At 72.8% G+C, this 14,544-nt stretch carries 13 protein-coding genes, 1 tRNA gene and 1 pseudogene; 6 read left to right on the plus strand and 9 right to left on the minus strand.

Annotation, left to right across the window (positions count from 1 at the left end):
- Window positions 1-59 precede the first annotated feature (59 nt).
- Together rlmB and ACQKM2_RS33145 are read left to right on the plus strand one after the other, a co-directional pair.
- On the plus strand, window positions 60-1,031 hold the full coding sequence (gene rlmB / locus ACQKM2_RS33140) for a 23S rRNA (guanosine(2251)-2'-O)-methyltransferase RlmB (protein ID WP_007265519.1): 972 nt from the start codon (window positions 60-62) through the stop codon (window positions 1,029-1,031).
- A gap of 156 nt (window positions 1,032-1,187) precedes the next feature.
- On the plus strand, window positions 1,188-2,765 hold the full coding sequence (locus ACQKM2_RS33145; protein ID WP_427716394.1) for a DoxX family membrane protein: 1,578 nt from the start codon (window positions 1,188-1,190) through the stop codon (window positions 2,763-2,765).
- Window positions 2,766-2,881: 116 nt separating this feature from the next.
- Here the strand turns inward: ACQKM2_RS33145 and ACQKM2_RS33150 are convergent, their stop codons facing one another.
- The 5 genes and pseudogenes from ACQKM2_RS33150 to ACQKM2_RS33170 all read right to left on the minus strand — a co-directional run bounded on the left by ACQKM2_RS33150 (window position 2,882) and on the right by ACQKM2_RS33170 (window position 6,693).
- Window positions 2,882-3,652, minus strand: a complete 771-nt coding sequence (locus ACQKM2_RS33150) for a nucleotidyltransferase family protein (RefSeq protein WP_427716396.1) — start codon at window positions 3,650-3,652, stop codon at window positions 2,882-2,884.
- 54 nt (window positions 3,653-3,706) lie between these two features.
- Window positions 3,707-4,117 carry a hypothetical protein gene (locus tag ACQKM2_RS33155; RefSeq protein WP_125813845.1) on the minus strand — a complete coding sequence of 137 codons (411 nt, stop codon included), beginning with the start codon at window positions 4,115-4,117 and terminating at the stop codon, window positions 3,707-3,709.
- A 190-nt stretch (window positions 4,118-4,307) separates the two neighbouring features.
- Complete coding sequence (locus tag ACQKM2_RS33160; protein ID WP_427716399.1) at window positions 4,308-5,384, minus strand: ABC transporter ATP-binding protein; 1,077 nt, start codon at window positions 5,382-5,384, stop codon at window positions 4,308-4,310.
- Window positions 5,385-5,689: 305 nt separating this feature from the next.
- Window positions 5,690-5,878: pseudogene (locus ACQKM2_RS33165) on the minus strand (zinc ribbon domain-containing protein); the annotation flags it as partial.
- Window positions 5,809-6,693 carry an RNA-guided endonuclease InsQ/TnpB family protein gene (locus ACQKM2_RS33170; RefSeq protein ID WP_427716400.1) on the minus strand — a complete coding sequence of 295 codons (885 nt, stop codon included), beginning with the start codon at window positions 6,691-6,693 and terminating at the stop codon, window positions 5,809-5,811. The gene ACQKM2_RS33170 and the pseudogene ACQKM2_RS33165, both read right to left, overlap by 70 nt.
- A gap of 162 nt (window positions 6,694-6,855) precedes the next feature.
- On the opposite strand from ACQKM2_RS33170, the gene ACQKM2_RS33175 reads away from it, so the two are divergent.
- A tRNA-Thr gene (locus ACQKM2_RS33175) sits at window positions 6,856-6,929 on the plus strand.
- A 97-nt stretch (window positions 6,930-7,026) separates the two neighbouring features.
- On the opposite strand, the gene ACQKM2_RS33180 is transcribed toward ACQKM2_RS33175, so the two are convergent.
- Entirely contained in the window at window positions 7,027-8,406 is a 1,380-nt protein-coding gene (locus ACQKM2_RS33180) for an NAD(P)/FAD-dependent oxidoreductase (RefSeq protein WP_427716403.1), read from the minus strand.
- A 206-nt stretch (window positions 8,407-8,612) separates the two neighbouring features.
- Between ACQKM2_RS33180 and ACQKM2_RS33185 the strand changes: the two genes are divergently transcribed.
- The 3 genes from ACQKM2_RS33185 to ACQKM2_RS33195 are packed head-to-tail and all read left to right on the plus strand — an operon-like array spanning window position 8,613 to window position 10,570.
- Window positions 8,613-9,365 carry an aminoglycoside phosphotransferase family protein gene (locus ACQKM2_RS33185; protein ID WP_427716421.1) on the plus strand — a complete coding sequence of 251 codons (753 nt, stop codon included), beginning with the start codon at window positions 8,613-8,615 and terminating at the stop codon, window positions 9,363-9,365.
- 19 nt (window positions 9,366-9,384) lie between these two features.
- Entirely contained in the window at window positions 9,385-9,861 is a 477-nt protein-coding gene (locus tag ACQKM2_RS33190) for an N-acetyltransferase family protein (protein ID WP_427716405.1), read from the plus strand.
- A gap of 37 nt (window positions 9,862-9,898) precedes the next feature.
- Window positions 9,899-10,570: a pentapeptide repeat-containing protein gene (locus ACQKM2_RS33195; RefSeq protein ID WP_427716407.1), complete on the plus strand. Its 672-nt coding sequence runs from the start codon at window positions 9,899-9,901 to the stop codon at window positions 10,568-10,570.
- 75 nt (window positions 10,571-10,645) lie between these two features.
- Here ACQKM2_RS33195 and ACQKM2_RS33200 read toward each other — a convergent pair whose 3' ends face one another.
- From ACQKM2_RS33200 to ACQKM2_RS33210, 3 genes are all read right to left on the minus strand, one after another.
- Window positions 10,646-12,517 (minus strand): serine/threonine-protein kinase, encoded by a 1,872-nt coding sequence (locus tag ACQKM2_RS33200; protein ID WP_427716408.1) that lies wholly within the window; start codon window positions 12,515-12,517, stop codon window positions 10,646-10,648.
- Window positions 12,518-12,611: 94 nt separating this feature from the next.
- Window positions 12,612-13,115 carry a hypothetical protein gene (locus tag ACQKM2_RS33205; protein WP_427716411.1) on the minus strand — a complete coding sequence of 168 codons (504 nt, stop codon included), beginning with the start codon at window positions 13,113-13,115 and terminating at the stop codon, window positions 12,612-12,614.
- 50 nt (window positions 13,116-13,165) lie between these two features.
- On the minus strand, window positions 13,166-14,263 hold the full coding sequence (locus ACQKM2_RS33210) for a M4 family metallopeptidase (RefSeq protein WP_427716412.1): 1,098 nt from the start codon (window positions 14,261-14,263) through the stop codon (window positions 13,166-13,168).
- Between the last annotated feature and the right edge of the window lie 281 nt (window positions 14,264-14,544).

Below are 14,544 nucleotides of genomic sequence, written 5' to 3' on the forward strand. Positions count from 1 at the left end.
CCGGGCGGCACACTCTTCATACGTACATATCGCAGCACGAACGAAAACAGGTAGAGGTCATGGCCGGGAACAGCCAGCGCAGGAACCGCCGCACGTCCAACAAGAAGGGCGCGACGGTCGGCAGCGGTGGCCAGCGGCGCAAGGGCCTGGAGGGCAAGGGCCCCACGCCCAAGGCCGAGGACCGCAAGAAGCACAAGGCGAACCGCATCGCCAACGCCATGGCCCGCCAGGCCGCCAAGCGCCGCCCCGCGCCCCGCCGCGGCGGCCCCAAGGGCACCAGCGAGATGGTCGTCGGCCGCAACCCGGTCTTCGAGGCGCTGCGCGACGGCGTGCCCGCCACCACCCTCTACGTCCAGCAGTTCATCGACAACGACGAGCGCGTCCGCGACGCCCTCAAGCTCGCCGGCGAGCGCGGCAACATCAACCTGATGGAAGCCCCGCGCCCCGAGCTCGACCGCATGACCAACGGGCTCAACCACCAGGGCCTCGTCCTCCAGGTCCCGCCGTACGAGTACGCGCACCCCGAGGACCTCCTCGACGCCGCCCACGACAACGGCGAGGACGCCCTCATCGTCGCCCTCGACGGCGTCACCGACCCGCGCAACCTCGGCGCGATCGTCCGCTCCGTCTCCGCCTTCGGCGGCCACGGCGTGGTCATCCCCGAGCGCCGCGCCGCCGGCATGACCGCCGGCGCCTGGAAGACCTCCGCCGGCACCGCCGCCCGCACCCCGGTCTCCCGCGTCACCAACCTCACCCGCGCCCTCCAGGACTACAAGAAGGCCGGCATCACCGTCGTCGGCCTCGCCGCCGAGGGCACCCACGAGGTGCAGGACCTGGACGCCCTCGGCGGCCCGGTCGTCATCGTCGTCGGCTCCGAGGGCAAGGGCCTCGGCCGCCTCGTCGGCGAGAACTGCGACTACCTCGTCCGCATCCCGATGCCGGGTGGCGCCGAGTCCCTCAACGCCGGTGTCGCCGCCGGCGTCGTCCTCTACGAGGCCGCCCGCAAGCGCGCCCAGCGCGGCCGCGTCTGACCCGGACGGCCGCAGCGGCTTGATCCACCTGGCCCACGGGACGTGACCCGTGAGCGTGTCGCCCCGCCCCTCACGGGCGGGGCGACTTGATCTTGACGGGTCTCGGACAGATCCCTCGTGTCAAGGCAGTGTCCTAAACACTCATCACTCGGTTAGATGAGTGTGGACACCAGAACGTCAGGGTTCGACGACCAGCCCGCGCTGAGCATGGTCAAGGTGCCGTGCGACCCCGCACAGGTCATCGTCAACCACGCCAGCTTCCGCGTGCGGCTCGCACCGAGCCCGAGCGCGCGTTCCAAGCCCGCGAAAGCCCCCGGCCGCGCGCCCCTCCTCGGCGCCGCCGCCGTCGCGACCGCCGGAGCCACCCGCCGCCGCGCACCCGTCGTCTGGAGCGGCAAGTCCGCCCCCGGCGACGCCGCGGCCATGGGAGGACTCCTCCAGGCCGTACGCGAAGCAGGCCGCGGCCACGACGACTACGACGGCGGAGCCGCCACCCAGACCATCCCCCGGGTCGACCTGGCACACGACCTGGGCGAGGACACCCTCGCCACCCCCACCGTCATCGGCCAGCGCACCTACGGCGACCCCGACGAGACCCGTCCCCTCGCCGCCGTGCGCGACCTCCCCCGCGAGCACCACCGGCCCCAGCCGTACGACCGCCACGACGGCCACGACGGCCACGACGGCCACGACGGCGACCACCAGGGCCCCGACACCCGGCGCCCCGTCCCCGACGCCCGCGGCCAGGCCTCCTACTACCCCGGCCGCCGCATGAACCTCGGCGTCGTCCTGCTCCCCCTGCGCGTCTTCCTCGGCTTCATCTCCATCTACGCCGGCATGGGCAAGCTCTGCGACCCCGTCTACTTCGACGGCGGCGAACGCGGCTCCATGGTCACCTGGCTCCAGACCCTGCACCCCTGGGCCCTCGCCGAACCCCTGCGCGACTTCGCGCTCGCCCACCCCGTCGGAGCAGGCCTCAGCGTCGCCTTCCTCCAGGTCATCGTCGGCGTCCTGACCGTCTTCGGCCTCTGGCAGCGCTTCGCCGCCTGCATCGGCGCCCTGCTCTCCGCCGCCCTCCTCATGACGGTCAGCTGGAAGACCGTCCCCGCCTACGACGCCCCCGACATCATCTACCTCGCCGCCTGGAGCCCCCTCGTCATCGCCGGCGCGCCCGTCTACTCCCTCGACGCACGCCTGACCGGCGAGGCCTGGCGCACCCTCGGCCCCCGCTCCGAGATCTGGCGGCTGCGCCGCCGCGTCCTGCGGCGCGGCGCCGTCATGGCCACCGTCGTCTGCGGACTCACCCTCCTCATCGGCTCCCTCCTCGGCGGAGCCGTCCGCTCCTCCACCGTCGTCACCGTCCCCGGCCCCGGCCAGGCCCCCAGCAACTACCTCCCCGGAAGCCCGCTCCCGCAGGCCCCCGCCAAGCAGCCCGCCCCCGGCAGGCAGCAGCAGCCCTCGAAGCAGGCCTCCCCCTCCGCGGTGCCCTCCGGACCCGCCACCACCTCCGGCCGCACCGGCAGCAGCGCCCCGACCCGCAACAGCTCCACCACCGGCTCCGGAGCGCCCACCACCGGCAAGACCTCCGGCAGCGGCAGCCAGACCCCGCGCGGCAGCACCCCCAAGCAGTCCAGCCCCCAGCAGCCGCCGGCCACCTCCTCCGGGAGCCGCAGCGGCTCCGGCGGGGACGCCCCCGCCAAGCAGCCCGGCCTCGTCGGCGGCCTCCTCGGCTGACCGGCACCCACAGGCCGCGGAAGGGCCCGGCGCGCGTACGGCGCACCGGGCCCTTCCGCATGCCGGGACGCAGGCCCCGCCGGCGGCACAGGCCGACGTAGCAACACGGAAACCGCTCAGACGGCGCCCTGCGCCGCCAACTCCCGCGCCGCCTCGGTCAAGTCCTTCGCCGTGTCGATCGCCCGCCAGTACGCCCCCTGCGGCAGCGGAAAGCCCGCCAGCCGCCGCTCCCGCGCCAGCCGCGGGAACGTCGTCCGCTCGTGGTCCCCCAAGTCCGGCAGCAGCGAGGCGAATCCGGGGGCGAACACGTACACCCCGGCGTTGATCGGATAAGGCGACGGCGGGGCCTCGATGAAGTCCAGCACCTGCCCGAACTCGTTCGTCTCCACCACCCCCCACGGCATCTGCGGCCGCGCCAGCGCCAGCGTCGCCACCGCCTCCCGCTCCGCGTGGAACGCCGCCATCTCCCGCAGCGGGAAACGCGTCCACACGTCCCCGTTGGCCGCGTACCAGGCCCCGTCCGGACGCGGCAGCCGCCGCGCCGCGAACTTCAGCCCGCCGCCGCGCCCCAGCGGCTCCTCCTCCACCACCGTCGTCACCCTGAGGGGCAGCACGGCCGTCGCCAGCCACTCCTGGAGCACCACCGCCAGATGCCCGCACGACACCACCACGTCGGTCACCCCCTCGGCCGCCAGCCACGCCAACTGGTGCCCGATGATGGGCAGTCCGGTGCCCGGGATCTCCACCATCGGCTTCGGCCGGTCGTCCGTATACGGCCGCAGCCGCGATCCCTGCCCGCCCGCCAGGACCACAGCCTGGGTGGGAGGGGCCGGGAACGCGGCCGCGTCATCGGTGGTTTGGGGTGGTTCGGGGCCGTTCTCGGTCATGGCCGCCAGCGTAGGGACGGCCCCCGCCCCGGACGGGGCAGGCGCGACGGGCCGTCAGCCCATCGAGGCGACACCGGTCGCGTACGAGGTGTCGCACACGGGGCGCGCGTACGACTGGGCCTTCGTCGGCCCGTACGCCTCCACGGCGGCCCGGCCCAGCGCCCGGGCGATGCTCACGCAGTGCTCCGCCAGCGACGGCCGGCCGTTCACCTCCTGCTGGAGGTGCGTGAGCACGGCGCCCGGCTGCTCGCCCTGCTGGAGCTCGCCGAGGAGCTTGTCGCGCAGCAGGTCCTGGGGGGCGGCCGGCTTCTTCGGGACGGAGACGTCCTCGGCGGAGGCGGTCAGGATCTGGGAGGAGTTGTCCGCCCAGGGGACCATGGTGACCGCGAGGGTCCCGGACAGGACCAGGACGACGGGCAGGACCAGGGCGAGGGAACGGCCGATTCGGCGGGCAGTGTGGGTCACGAGGGCGAGAGTAGCGCTCGGTGAGGATTTGGCGACATTTAGTCACCCGGTCGGGGGATGGTTCGACGTGGCTTTTCGATTTAAGGGTTGACGTGTGCGGCCGAATGGCCCGGTCTGCCGGGTTCGCGGCGCACGCTCCCGCAACTGCCGCGGCAGGGGCGCCCCTTGGCGGAACGCCCCTACCGGTCACTCAGTTGGACAGCCGTGCACCGGTCGACGTCGAGAAAACATGGATCTCGTCCGGACGCGGCACCACGTGCAGCGAAGAGCCCTTCTCGGGCACCTGGCGGCCGTTGACGCGGACCACGAGGTCCTGGCCGTCGCGGCTGCCGTACACGTAGCCGTCGGCGCCGAGCTCCTCGACCACGTTCACGGTGATCGTCAGGCCACCGGTGTCGCCGATGTCGAAGTGCTCGGGGCGCACGCCGACGGTGACGGTCTTGTCGCCCGAGTCGGCGGCCGCGGACAGCGCCTCGCGCGACACCGGGACCACGCTCTCGCCGAACTTCACGCCGCCGTCGGTGATCGGCACCTCGACGAGGTTCATGGCGGGCGAGCCGATGAACCCGGCGACGAACAGGTTCGCCGGCCGGTCGTACATGTTGCGCGGGGTGTCGACCTGCTGGAGCAGGCCGTCCTTCAGCACGGCCACCCGGTCGCCCATGGTCATGGCCTCGACCTGGTCGTGGGTGACGTACACGGTGGTGATCCCCAGGTCCCGCTGGAGCGCGGCGATCTGCGTACGCGTGGACACGCGGAGCTTGGCGTCGAGGTTCGACAGCGGCTCGTCCATGAGGAACACCTGCGGCTTGCGCACGATGGCCCGGCCCATGGCGACGCGCTGGCGCTGGCCGCCGGAGAGCGCCTTGGGCTTGCGGTCGAGGTACTGGGTGAGGTCCAGCATCTTCGCCGCCTCCTCCACCTTGCGGCGGATGGTGGCCTTGTCCTCGCCGGCGATCTTGAGGGCGAAGCCCATGTTGTCGGCGACGGTCATGTGCGGGTACAGCGCGTAGTTCTGGAACACCATCGCGATGTCCCGGTCCTTGGGCGGCAGGTGCGTGACGTCGCGGTCGCCGATGCGGATGGCGCCGCCGTTGACGTCCTCCAGGCCGGCGAGCATGCGCAGCGAGGTGGACTTGCCGCAGCCGGAGGGGCCGACGAGGACGAGGAACTCGCCGTCCTCGATCTCCAGCTCCAGCTGGTCGACGGCGGGCTTGTCGCCGCCCGGGTAGAGGCGGGTCGCCTTGTCGAAGGTGACAGAAGCCATGGTGGTGAATCCCTTCTACCGGCAGGAACGTGCCGGACGATCCGAGTGGAAGGTCTAGTCCAGTCACCTGGACTCCGCCCGACGCTACCTGGCGGTACGGCTCCTGTCAGCAATCTGACGGCCCGGATTGTGGGGACATTGGGTGGTGGGGGCCTATGGCAGAGCACCCGACTTTTGGCCATGATTCCTGCTTCGACGCCACTGCCGGCCCGGCGAGACCCTGGGGGTCGCACCTGGTCGGTCTTACGCAGGCTCCACAGGCGTGACGGCCGACGGCCCGTCGGTCCGTACCGCAATTCACTCCGCTATGCCGCCGAGACGAGCTCCAGCAGCTCCGAAGCCCTGATCACGCTCGGCGGCACACGTCCTGGCGGTAGCGCCATCGCCACCGTCCAGTACAGCCGCATCCCCTCGTCCCGGAGGTTCACCGCAGCGTTCGTGTCCCGGTCGTGGCCGGCGCCGCACTCCGCGCAGGTCCACTCCCGGACCGAGACGTCGAGCTTCTGGCCCTTCGCGTGGCACGCGGAGCACCGCGATGCGGAAGCTTCTCCCCGTCGTCCAGCGTGACCAGCGTCGCGAGCCCGAGGTCCAGCCCCACCGCCTTCGGCGCCCGGCTGTCGGCCAGGAACACCTCCGGAAGCGGCGCGATCACCTCCTCCACGAGCACGGAGAGGAAGAACCGGCCGGCACGGTCGCGCGTCACCGTCAGCTTCACCGGCAACTGCCCCGGCGGCAGCGCACGGGACCAGCGCACGTCCAGAGGCACCGTCTGCTTGGCGAGCGTGACCGAGGCCGTACCCGGACGCTCCGGATCCTCGACCCACCGGAAACCGGTGCGGACGTAGGTCGCAGAGTCCTTCGACCGGCGCTTCGACTTCCGCTTCGGGTACTTCGACAGCCCCTTGAAGAACCGCGTGAACGCCGAGTCCAGGTGGCGCAGCGCCTGCTGGAGCACGGTGGACGAGGCTTCCTTCAGCCACGCCGTGTCCGGTATTCGCTTCCACCCGGTCAGCGCCCGACAAGTCTCAGCGAAGCCCAGCGAGACCCGGTGCTCCTCCCAGGCCTTTACCCGGAGGGCGAGGCCCTCGTTGTAGACCCACCTGCACGCGCCGAAGGTCTGGGTGAGCTGGTCCGCCTGGTCGGCGGTCGGGTAGAAGCGGAAACGGTGCGTGCGCTGCTGCGTGCCCGGCTGTCGGAGCAGGCCCTTCAGTGACGTGGCCGCTCGGCCCTGGTGTTTGGTCCGGTCGCCCACCCCGAGGAGTTCACGCTTGATGCGCCGGGCCTCCTCCCCCGTCGTGCGGTCTGCCATCGCCCCTCCCAAGATCCGATCTTCAGAACGGCACACCAGTCCGTACAACGAACATGTGGCTGAGGGGTCACGGGTGTGGGATCAATGTGATGGATCGGGGAATCGAGTGCTGTGTAGAGTGATGGCGGCTTCGTCCGCAGCGGGTATACGGACGGGTGTCATGCCTCCTTAGCTCAGCTGGCCAGAGCCACGCTCTTGTAAAGCGTAGGTCGTCGGTTCGAATCCGACAGGGGGCTCCGTCCCAGGTCAGAGGGAATCTGGTCGAGGGGATTCGTACGGAAGTGGAAGGCCCCGGGTGATCACCCGGGGCCTTTTCGCGTTCCCGGGGTGGGGTCAGTCGCGGCCCGAGATGCGGTTGGCCAGGCGGGCCAGGGGGGTCGTTGTGGGGCGGTGGGTGGTGGATTCGTGGCGGTCCGCCTCGCGGTAGGCGGCGTAGAGGGCGTGGACGCCGAGCCAGCGGAAGGGTTCCGGCTCCCAGCGGCGGACGCGGTGGTGGACCCAGGGGAGGGTCGTCAGGTCGGTGCGGTCGCCCAGGACCAGGTCGCGCAGGGTGCGGCCGGCGAGGTTGGCGGTGGCCACGCCGGAGCCGACGTAGCCGCCGGCCCAGCCCAGGCCCGTACCGGCGTCCAGGGTGACCGTGGCGCACCAGTCGCGGGGGACGCCGAGGACGCCCGACCAGGCGTGGGTGATCGGAGTGCCGGTGAGGACCGGGAAGAAGGCGAACAGGAGGTCGCGCAGGGCCGTGATGGTGGCCGGCTGGGTGCGGCCGTCGCTGTCGGTGCGGGAGCCGAAGCGGTACGGGACCCCGCGGCCGCCGATCGCGATGCGGTCGTCGGCGGTGCGCTGGGCGTACATGTAGGCGTGGGCCATGTCGCCGAGGAGCGGGGCGTCCTGCCAGTTGAGGTGCTTCCAGACCGAGGGCGGGAGGGGGGCCGTGACGATCATCGAGGAGTTCATGGGGAGCCAGGTGCGCTTCTGGCCCTTGAGGGCGGCGGTGAAGCCCTCGGTGCAGCGCAGGACGTACGGGGCGCGGACGGTGCCGTAGGGGGTGACGGCGCGGCGCGGGGCGATCTCGGTGACCGGGGTGGATTCGTGGATGGTGACGCCGAGGCGGTCGCAGGCGTCGGCGAGGCCGCGGACGAGCTTGAGGGGGTGGATGCGGGCGCCGTGGGGGGTCCAGCTGGAGCCGACGGCGTCGGCGATGTCGATGCGGGCGCGGGTGGCGGGGGCGTCGTACAGCTCGCGTTCGGTCTCGCCGAAGGAGACCTCGGCGGTGTGGAAGGCCTTGAGGCGGGTGAGCTGGGCGGGGGTGCGGGCGACTTCGAGGACTCCGCCGCGGTGGATGTCGGCGTCGATGGATTCGGCGGTCGCGACGTCGATGACCTCGGTGACCGTGTCGTTCATGGCGAGCTGGAGGCGGCGGGCGGCTTCGTGGCCGTGCAGGGCGGCGTAGCGGTCGCGGCCGGCGATGCCGTTGTAGAGCCAGCCGCCGTTGCGGCCGGAGGCGCCGTAGCCGCAGAACTTCTGCTCCAGGACGGTGACGCGGAGGTCGGGGGCGGCGCGCTTGAGGTAGTAGGCGGTCCACAGGCCGGTGTAGCCGCCGCCGACGATGACGACGTCCGCCGTGGCGTCGGTGGTGAGGGGCGCGCGGGTCGGCTGGGGGGCCGTCGTGTCGGTCGCGTACCAGAAGGAGATACCGCCGTTGATCGTCATGGGGGAGTTGGTACACGGGGTGCGGCCGGGGTGTCCAGGTACCGGATGTCGTGGTCGGGGGCCGGTTGCGCGGCGGGATGTTCGCTGTGCGGGCGGGGTGGTGCGCCGTAGGGTGGCGGGGGGTTTCGTGCTGGTTCGGGAGGGGTGTCCGGGTGGTGGCGGAGGCGTTGCTGGAGCGTTGGGGGCTGCGGGTGACCGGGCCGGGGATGCGCGGGATGACGGCGGTGGTGCTGCCGGTGGAGCGGGCGGACGGCACGGCGGCGGCGCTGAAGGTGCTGACCCCGGACGAGGAGACGGCGGGGGAGCCGCTGGCGCTGCGGGCGTGGGGCGGGCGGGGCAGCGTACGGCTGCTGGAGTGGGACGCGCCGACGGGGACACTGCTGTTGGAGCGGCTCGACGAGAAGCGGCCGCTGGCGCGGCTGGCGCGGCGGGACGTGCGGGCGGCGGTCGGGGTGATCGGGGGGCTGCTGGCGCGGCTGTGCGCGGTGCCGGCGCCGGAGGGGCTGCGGGGGCTCGGGGCGGTCGCTGCGGGGATGCTGGAGCGGGTGCCGCGGGCGGCGGCCGGGCTGGCCTCGGCGGCGGACCGGCGGGTGCTGCGGGACTGTGCGGGGGCGCTGGCGGAGGTGGCGGGGGAGCCGGGGGACCGGCTGCTGCACTGGGACCTGCACTTCGGGAACGTGCTGGCGGGGGAACGTGAGCCGTGGCTGGCGATCGATCCGAAGCCGTTGGCCGGGGATCCGGGTTTCGAGCTGCTGCCGGCGCTGGTGAACGAGTACCGGGAGCGGGACGTGTGCTGGCGGTTCGACCTGCTGACCGAGGCGGTGGGGGCGGACCGGGAGCGGGCGCGGGCGTGGACGTTGGGGCGGGTGCTGCAGAACTGCCTGTGGGAGGTGGAGGAGGGCTGCCGGCGGCTGCCGCGGCGGGAGGTGGCGGTGGCGGGGCTGCTGCTGGGGCGGTGACACCGCCTAGGGTGGCGCCATGATCCGTGCCGCTGTGGTCGACGACGTTGCCGAAATCCACTCCATGATCCGGGAGTTGGCCGAGTACGAGAAGGTGCCGCACGAGGCGCGTGCGACGCCGGAGCAGTTGCGGGAGGCGCTGTTCGGGGAGCGGCCGGCGGTGTTCGCGCACGTCGCGGAGACGGACGCCGGGGAGGTGGTGGGCTTCTCGGTGTGGTTCCTGAGCTTTTCGACGTGGCGCGGGGTCCACGGGATCTACCTGGAGGACCTGTACGTACGGCCGGGCGTGCGCGGGGGCGGGTACGGGAAGGCGCTGCTGGCGGAGCTGGCGCGGACGTGCGTGGAGCGCGGGTACGAGCGGCTGGAGTGGTCGGTGCTGAAGTGGAACGCGCCGACGATCGAGTTCTACGAGGCGCTGGGTGCGCGGCCGCAGGAGGAGTGGTCGGTGTACCGGTTGACGGACGGGGCGCTGGCGCGGCTGGGCGGGGCGCGGTAGCGGGGCCGTTGTCGGTGCCGTGGGCCACGATGGGTGCATGGCGCGGAGCGGACAGGTGAAGGTGAAGGCGGCCCGGCGGCCGGAGGTGCGGCTGCCGGAGCCGGCGGCGTGGGACGGCGGGGGGTTGGAGCCGGACGGGGATTACGACGGGCTGGAGTTCGCGGACCTGGATCTGGCGGCGGAGGACGGGACCGGGGCGCGGTTCATGGACTGCGCGCTGCGGCGGTGCGGGCTGGACGGGGCGCGGCTGCCGAAGGCGCGGTTCCTGGACTCGGTGCTGGAGGGCGTCCGGGGCGTGGGGACGGACCTGTCGGGGGCCACGCTGCGGGACGTGGAGCTGGTGGAGGCGCGGCTCGGCGGGGTGCAGCTGTACGGGGCGGTGCTGGAGCGGGTGCTCGTACGCGGAGGCAAGATCGACTACCTGAACCTGCGGGCGGCGCGGTTGCGGGACGTGGTGTTCGAGGGGTGCGTGCTGGTGGAGCCGGACTTCGGGGACGCGGTGCTGGAGCGGGTGGAGTTCCGGGACTGCGTGGTGCGGGGGGTGGACCTGACGGGGGCCCGGCTGGCGGACGTGGACCTGCGGGGGGCCGCGGAGCTGGGTATCGCGCGGGGGGTGGAGGCGCTGGCGGGGGCGGTGATCAGTCCCGGGCAGCTGTTCGAGCTGGCGCCGGTGCTGGCGGCGCACGTGGGGTTGCGGGTGGTGGGGTAGCGGGGGGTGTCGGAGCGCGGGTCCGGCCCGTACGGACGGGGGTCGTACGGGCCGGGCTGGGCGGCGGGGCCGGTGTCAGTGCTTCTTCGGGTCTTCGGCGTTGCGCCAGACGGTGAGGTCGACGGTGATGTAGTTGCTGGCGTCCTTGGAGTCGGACTTGCCGCGGTAGGTGAGCACCGCGATGTGTCCGGCGTTGCTGAGTACGCAGATCTCGGAGCCGTTGGTGAGCTGGTCGAGGCCGATCTTCTCGGTGTAGCGGGTCTCCGTGCGGCAGGTTTCCAGGGAGCCCTTCTGGGCGTTGTTCAGGACGACGAGCTTGCCGTTGGCGGTGCCGACCTTCGTGTCCCCGAACAGGCTGTCGTAGTAGTAGAAGAAGTCCCCGCCGTTGTAGAGGACGCCGGCGTTGCCGCCCGTGGCCGGGCGCGGCGGGTTGTCGGCGAGCATGACCTGGTAGTTGGCCGTGATGTCGATGCCCTGGTACGTGGCGGGGGTGGGGTCGGGCCGCTTCTGGTTCTTGTTCTGGTTCTGGGCGGCCGAGCTTCCGGGACCGGGGGCGGTGGCGGCGGCGCCGCTGTTGCCGCGGTTGCCGGCGGCGCTGCTCCCCTTGTCCTTGGCGGAGCCGTCCGGGAGCAGGGAGACGATGACCGCGATCCCGATGAGCCCGCCGATGACGGCTCCGGCGATGATCCGTCCGTTGGGCCCGGACTTCTGCGGGGCGGCGGGCGGGTAGCCGGGCTGGTGGAGCGGCGGCGGGGTGGGGTAGCCGGGGGCGGTCGGGTAGCCGGGGGCCGGGGTCGGGTAGCCGGGCGGGGGCGTCTGGTAGCCGGGCGGCTGGGTCGGGTAGCCGGGCGCCGGGGTCGGGTAGCCGGGGGCCGCCGCCGGGGCCGCGGGGGCCGTCTGTGTCGGCGCGTACGCGGGGGACGGGGGCTGGAGCGGGTACTCGGCGGGCCGTGCCGGGGCGGTGGGCGGCTGCGGGGGTGCGGAGAGCTCGGTCGGGGTGGGTGCGGTCGCGGGCTGCGGCGGCGGGGTCCGGGCCGGTTCGGGCAGCCGCAGGCGTTCGGTGATGGAACCGGCGACGGCCTTCGGGAGCCAGTCCTCGCCCTGGCGCAGCGGCGCGGGGGAGAGGGCGTGGCACATTTCGATGACCTCGGTGAGGCTGGGCCGTCCGGCGGGGTCGCGGCTGAGACAGCGGGTCACGAGGGGTTTCAGCTCGGCGGGCAGGGCGCTGAGGTCGGGGTCCTCGTGGACGATGCGGTAGAGGATCGCGTGCGAGTTCCCGTCCCCGTACGCGGGCGCGCCGATCGCCGCGAACGCGAGGATCTGGCCGAGGGCGAAGACGTCGGTGGCGGCGGTGACCGTGCCGGTGGAGGCCTGTTCGGGTGCCATGAACGCGGGCGTGCCGACGCTGACCCCGCTGCTGGTGAGGGAGGTGGCGTCGGCGGCGCGGGCGATGCCGAAGTCGATGACGCGGGGGCCGTCGGAGGCGAGGAGCACGTTCGCCGGCTTCAGGTCGCGGTGGACGATGTCCGCGCCGTGGATGACCTGGAGGGCCTCGGCGACCCCGATGGTCAGCAGCAGGACGCTGCGCAGCGGCAGCCGGCCGTGTGCGGAGACGGCGTGCGCGAGGGAGGGGCCGGGTACGTAGGCGGTGGCCAGCCAGGGCTGTGCGCCGTCGGTGTCGAAGTCGATGACGGGTGCCGTGTACAGGCCCTGGACCCGCTGTGCGGCGCGTACTTCCTGCTGGAACCGCCGCCGGAACTCGGCGTCCTCGCTGAACTCGGGCCGGATCACCTTGAGGGCGACGGGCCGCCCGCCGAGGGTGTACGAGAGGTACACCTTGCCCATGCCGCCCGAGCCGAGGACGGCGCTGAGCCGGTAGCCGCCCACGGTGGCGGGGTCGTCCTGTCCGAGGGGCTGAAAGAGTTCGGCCGGATGCGTGTCGCTCATGAAAAACCGTCCCCCATCAGGCAGTTAAAAGCCTGCCGACGCCCGAAGCCAACCGGGAGAGGGTATCCAACGCCCTCCCCGGCAGGGGCGTGCCTCAGGCGGGGACGCGGGGGAAGCGGGACTGGAGCGTCCAGATGACCGGGTTGTCGCCGAGGCCCTCGTGCATGTCGACGAGGTCGGCGATCAGGTCGTGGAGGAAGTCGCGGGCCTCGCGGCGGAGCAGGCGGTGGCTGAAGGTGAGGGGTTCTTCCTCGGGGGCCATCCAGTCGGCTTCGATGTCGACCCAGCCGAAGCGGCGTTCGAAGAGCATGCGGTCGGCGGACTCGGTGAAGTCGAGCTCGGCGTACCGGCGGTCGGCGGAGCGGCTGCCGCGGGGGTCCTCGTCGAGCTGCTCGACGATGTCGCACAGGGCCCAGGCGAAGTCGAGTACGGGTACCCATCCCCAGGCTGTGGACACTTCCGTGTCCTTGTCGGTGTCGGCGAGGTAGACGTCGCCGCAGAACAGGTCGTGGCGCAGCGCGTGGACGTCCGCGGAGCGGTAGTCGGTCTGCGGGGGGTCCGGGAAGCGCCGGGAGAGGGAGTAGCCGATGTCGAGCACGTTCCCGATGGTGTCACGGGTGCGCCTCTCCCGGCGCGGGGTGGTCCGGGTCAGCGGACGTTGACGGCGGTCCAGGCGGCGGCGACGCGGGCGGTCTCGGGGGCGGAGGGGCCGTAGAGGTCGGCGGCGGCGCGGATTGTGGCGGTGCGGGCGGCGGCGTAGTTGGTGGTGGAGCGCATGTAGAGGGTCAGTGCCCGGTACCAGATGCGGGTGGCCTTGTCGCGGCCGATGCCGAGGAGCTTGGAGCCGTCGTGGGTGGGGGAGTCGTAGGCGACGCCGTCGATGACCTTGGGGCCGCTGCCCTCGGCGAGGAGGTAGTAGAAGTGGCGGGCGGGGCCGGAGCCGGCGTGCGGGTCGAGGCCGGCGATGTCGGACGACCAGTAGTCGCGGGAGACGCCGTCGGCGCTGGGGCGGTCCATGCGGCGGGGCGGCCCGTCGAAGACGCGCTCGCCGAGGAGGTAGTCGCCGGGGTCGGCCTTGTTCTCCGCGAAGAACTCGCCGGCGGTCGCGAGGATGTCCGAGGTGCCTTCGTTGAGGGCGCCGGCCTCGCCGCTGTAGCCGAGGTGGGCGGTGGAGGCGGTCAGGCCGTGGGCCAGTTCGTGGCCGACGACGTCGAGGGAGGTCGGCGGGCGTCCGGGGGTGGTGCCGTCGCCGTACGTGACGCAGGCGCAGCTGTCGCTCCAGAAGGCGTTGCCGAAGCCGCTGCCGTAGTGGACGCGGGAGGTGGTGCCGACGCCGTCGCCGCGGACGCCGTTGCGGTTGAAGGCGGCCTTGTAGAAGTCCCAGGTCACGGCGGTGGCGTAGTGGACGTCGGCGGCCGCGGTCTGGCGGTGGGCGGGGGTGCCGTCGCCCCAGGTGTTGTCGGCGTCGGTGAAGGGGACGCCGGGGTTGTTGGTCTGGTTGAGGGCGTCCAGGGTGCGCTGGCCGCCGCGGGTGGGGTCCTGGAGCTGGTAGGCGGTGCCGGTGTGGGTGGTGCCGAGGGGGACGGTGCCGGAGTACTGGGTGATGCCGGTGCCGGTGGCCGCGCCGGTGGGTGCGGTGGCCGCGGTGGCGGGGGTGATGGCCGTGAGGGCGGCTGCGCCGAGCAGGGCGGCGGTGGCAGCGGCGGCGGTGAGGGCGAGGCGGCGTGGGCGGTGGGGGTGTGACACGCGGGCTCCTTCGCGGTGGCCGGGGTGGTGGCCGGATGACGGCGGGGCCGAGCGTGCCATTGGGGGGCGGGGGTGGGGCAGGTGTCCGGCGCGGGGTTGTCCGAAGAGCGGGGCGGAGTGTCCGGATCCGGGCCGTTGCCCTTGCCCTGGCCGGGCGGGGGTGGGGGTGGGGGTGGGGGTGTGGGCGCCGCTGCGCGGAGCGGTCCCCTACCCTCCCCCAGACTCCGTCCGGGCCCAGGTCAAGGCCACCGGCAAGGGCGGCACCGAGAAGCGCAGCCCCG

Source organism: Streptomyces sp. NPDC004126, assembly GCF_050275515.1.
Lineage (GTDB): Bacteria > Actinomycetota > Actinomycetes > Streptomycetales > Streptomycetaceae > Streptomyces.

Bases quoted from the DNA above. Each gene is read 5' to 3' on its own strand.
- rlmB (WP_007265519.1), top strand. From the start codon at position 60: ATGGCCGGGAACAGCCAGCGCAGGAACCGCCGCACGTCCAACAAGAAG.
- ACQKM2_RS33145 (WP_427716394.1), top strand. From the start codon at position 1,188: ATGAGTGTGGACACCAGAACGTCAGGGTTCGACGACCAGCCCGCGCTG.
- ACQKM2_RS33150 (WP_427716396.1), bottom strand. From the start codon at position 3,652: ATGACCGAGAACGGCCCCGAACCACCCCAAACCACCGATGACGCGGCC.
- ACQKM2_RS33160 (WP_427716399.1), bottom strand. From the start codon at position 5,384: ATGGCTTCTGTCACCTTCGACAAGGCGACCCGCCTCTACCCGGGCGGC.
- ACQKM2_RS33170 (WP_427716400.1), bottom strand. From the start codon at position 6,693: ATGGCAGACCGCACGACGGGGGAGGAGGCCCGGCGCATCAAGCGTGAA.
- ACQKM2_RS33180 (WP_427716403.1), bottom strand. From the start codon at position 8,406: ATGACGATCAACGGCGGTATCTCCTTCTGGTACGCGACCGACACGACG.
- ACQKM2_RS33185 (WP_427716421.1), top strand. From the start codon at position 8,613: ATGCGCGGGATGACGGCGGTGGTGCTGCCGGTGGAGCGGGCGGACGGC.
- ACQKM2_RS33190 (WP_427716405.1), top strand. From the start codon at position 9,385: ATGATCCGTGCCGCTGTGGTCGACGACGTTGCCGAAATCCACTCCATG.
- ACQKM2_RS33195 (WP_427716407.1), top strand. From the start codon at position 9,899: ATGGCGCGGAGCGGACAGGTGAAGGTGAAGGCGGCCCGGCGGCCGGAG.
- ACQKM2_RS33200 (WP_427716408.1), bottom strand. From the start codon at position 12,517: ATGAGCGACACGCATCCGGCCGAACTCTTTCAGCCCCTCGGACAGGAC.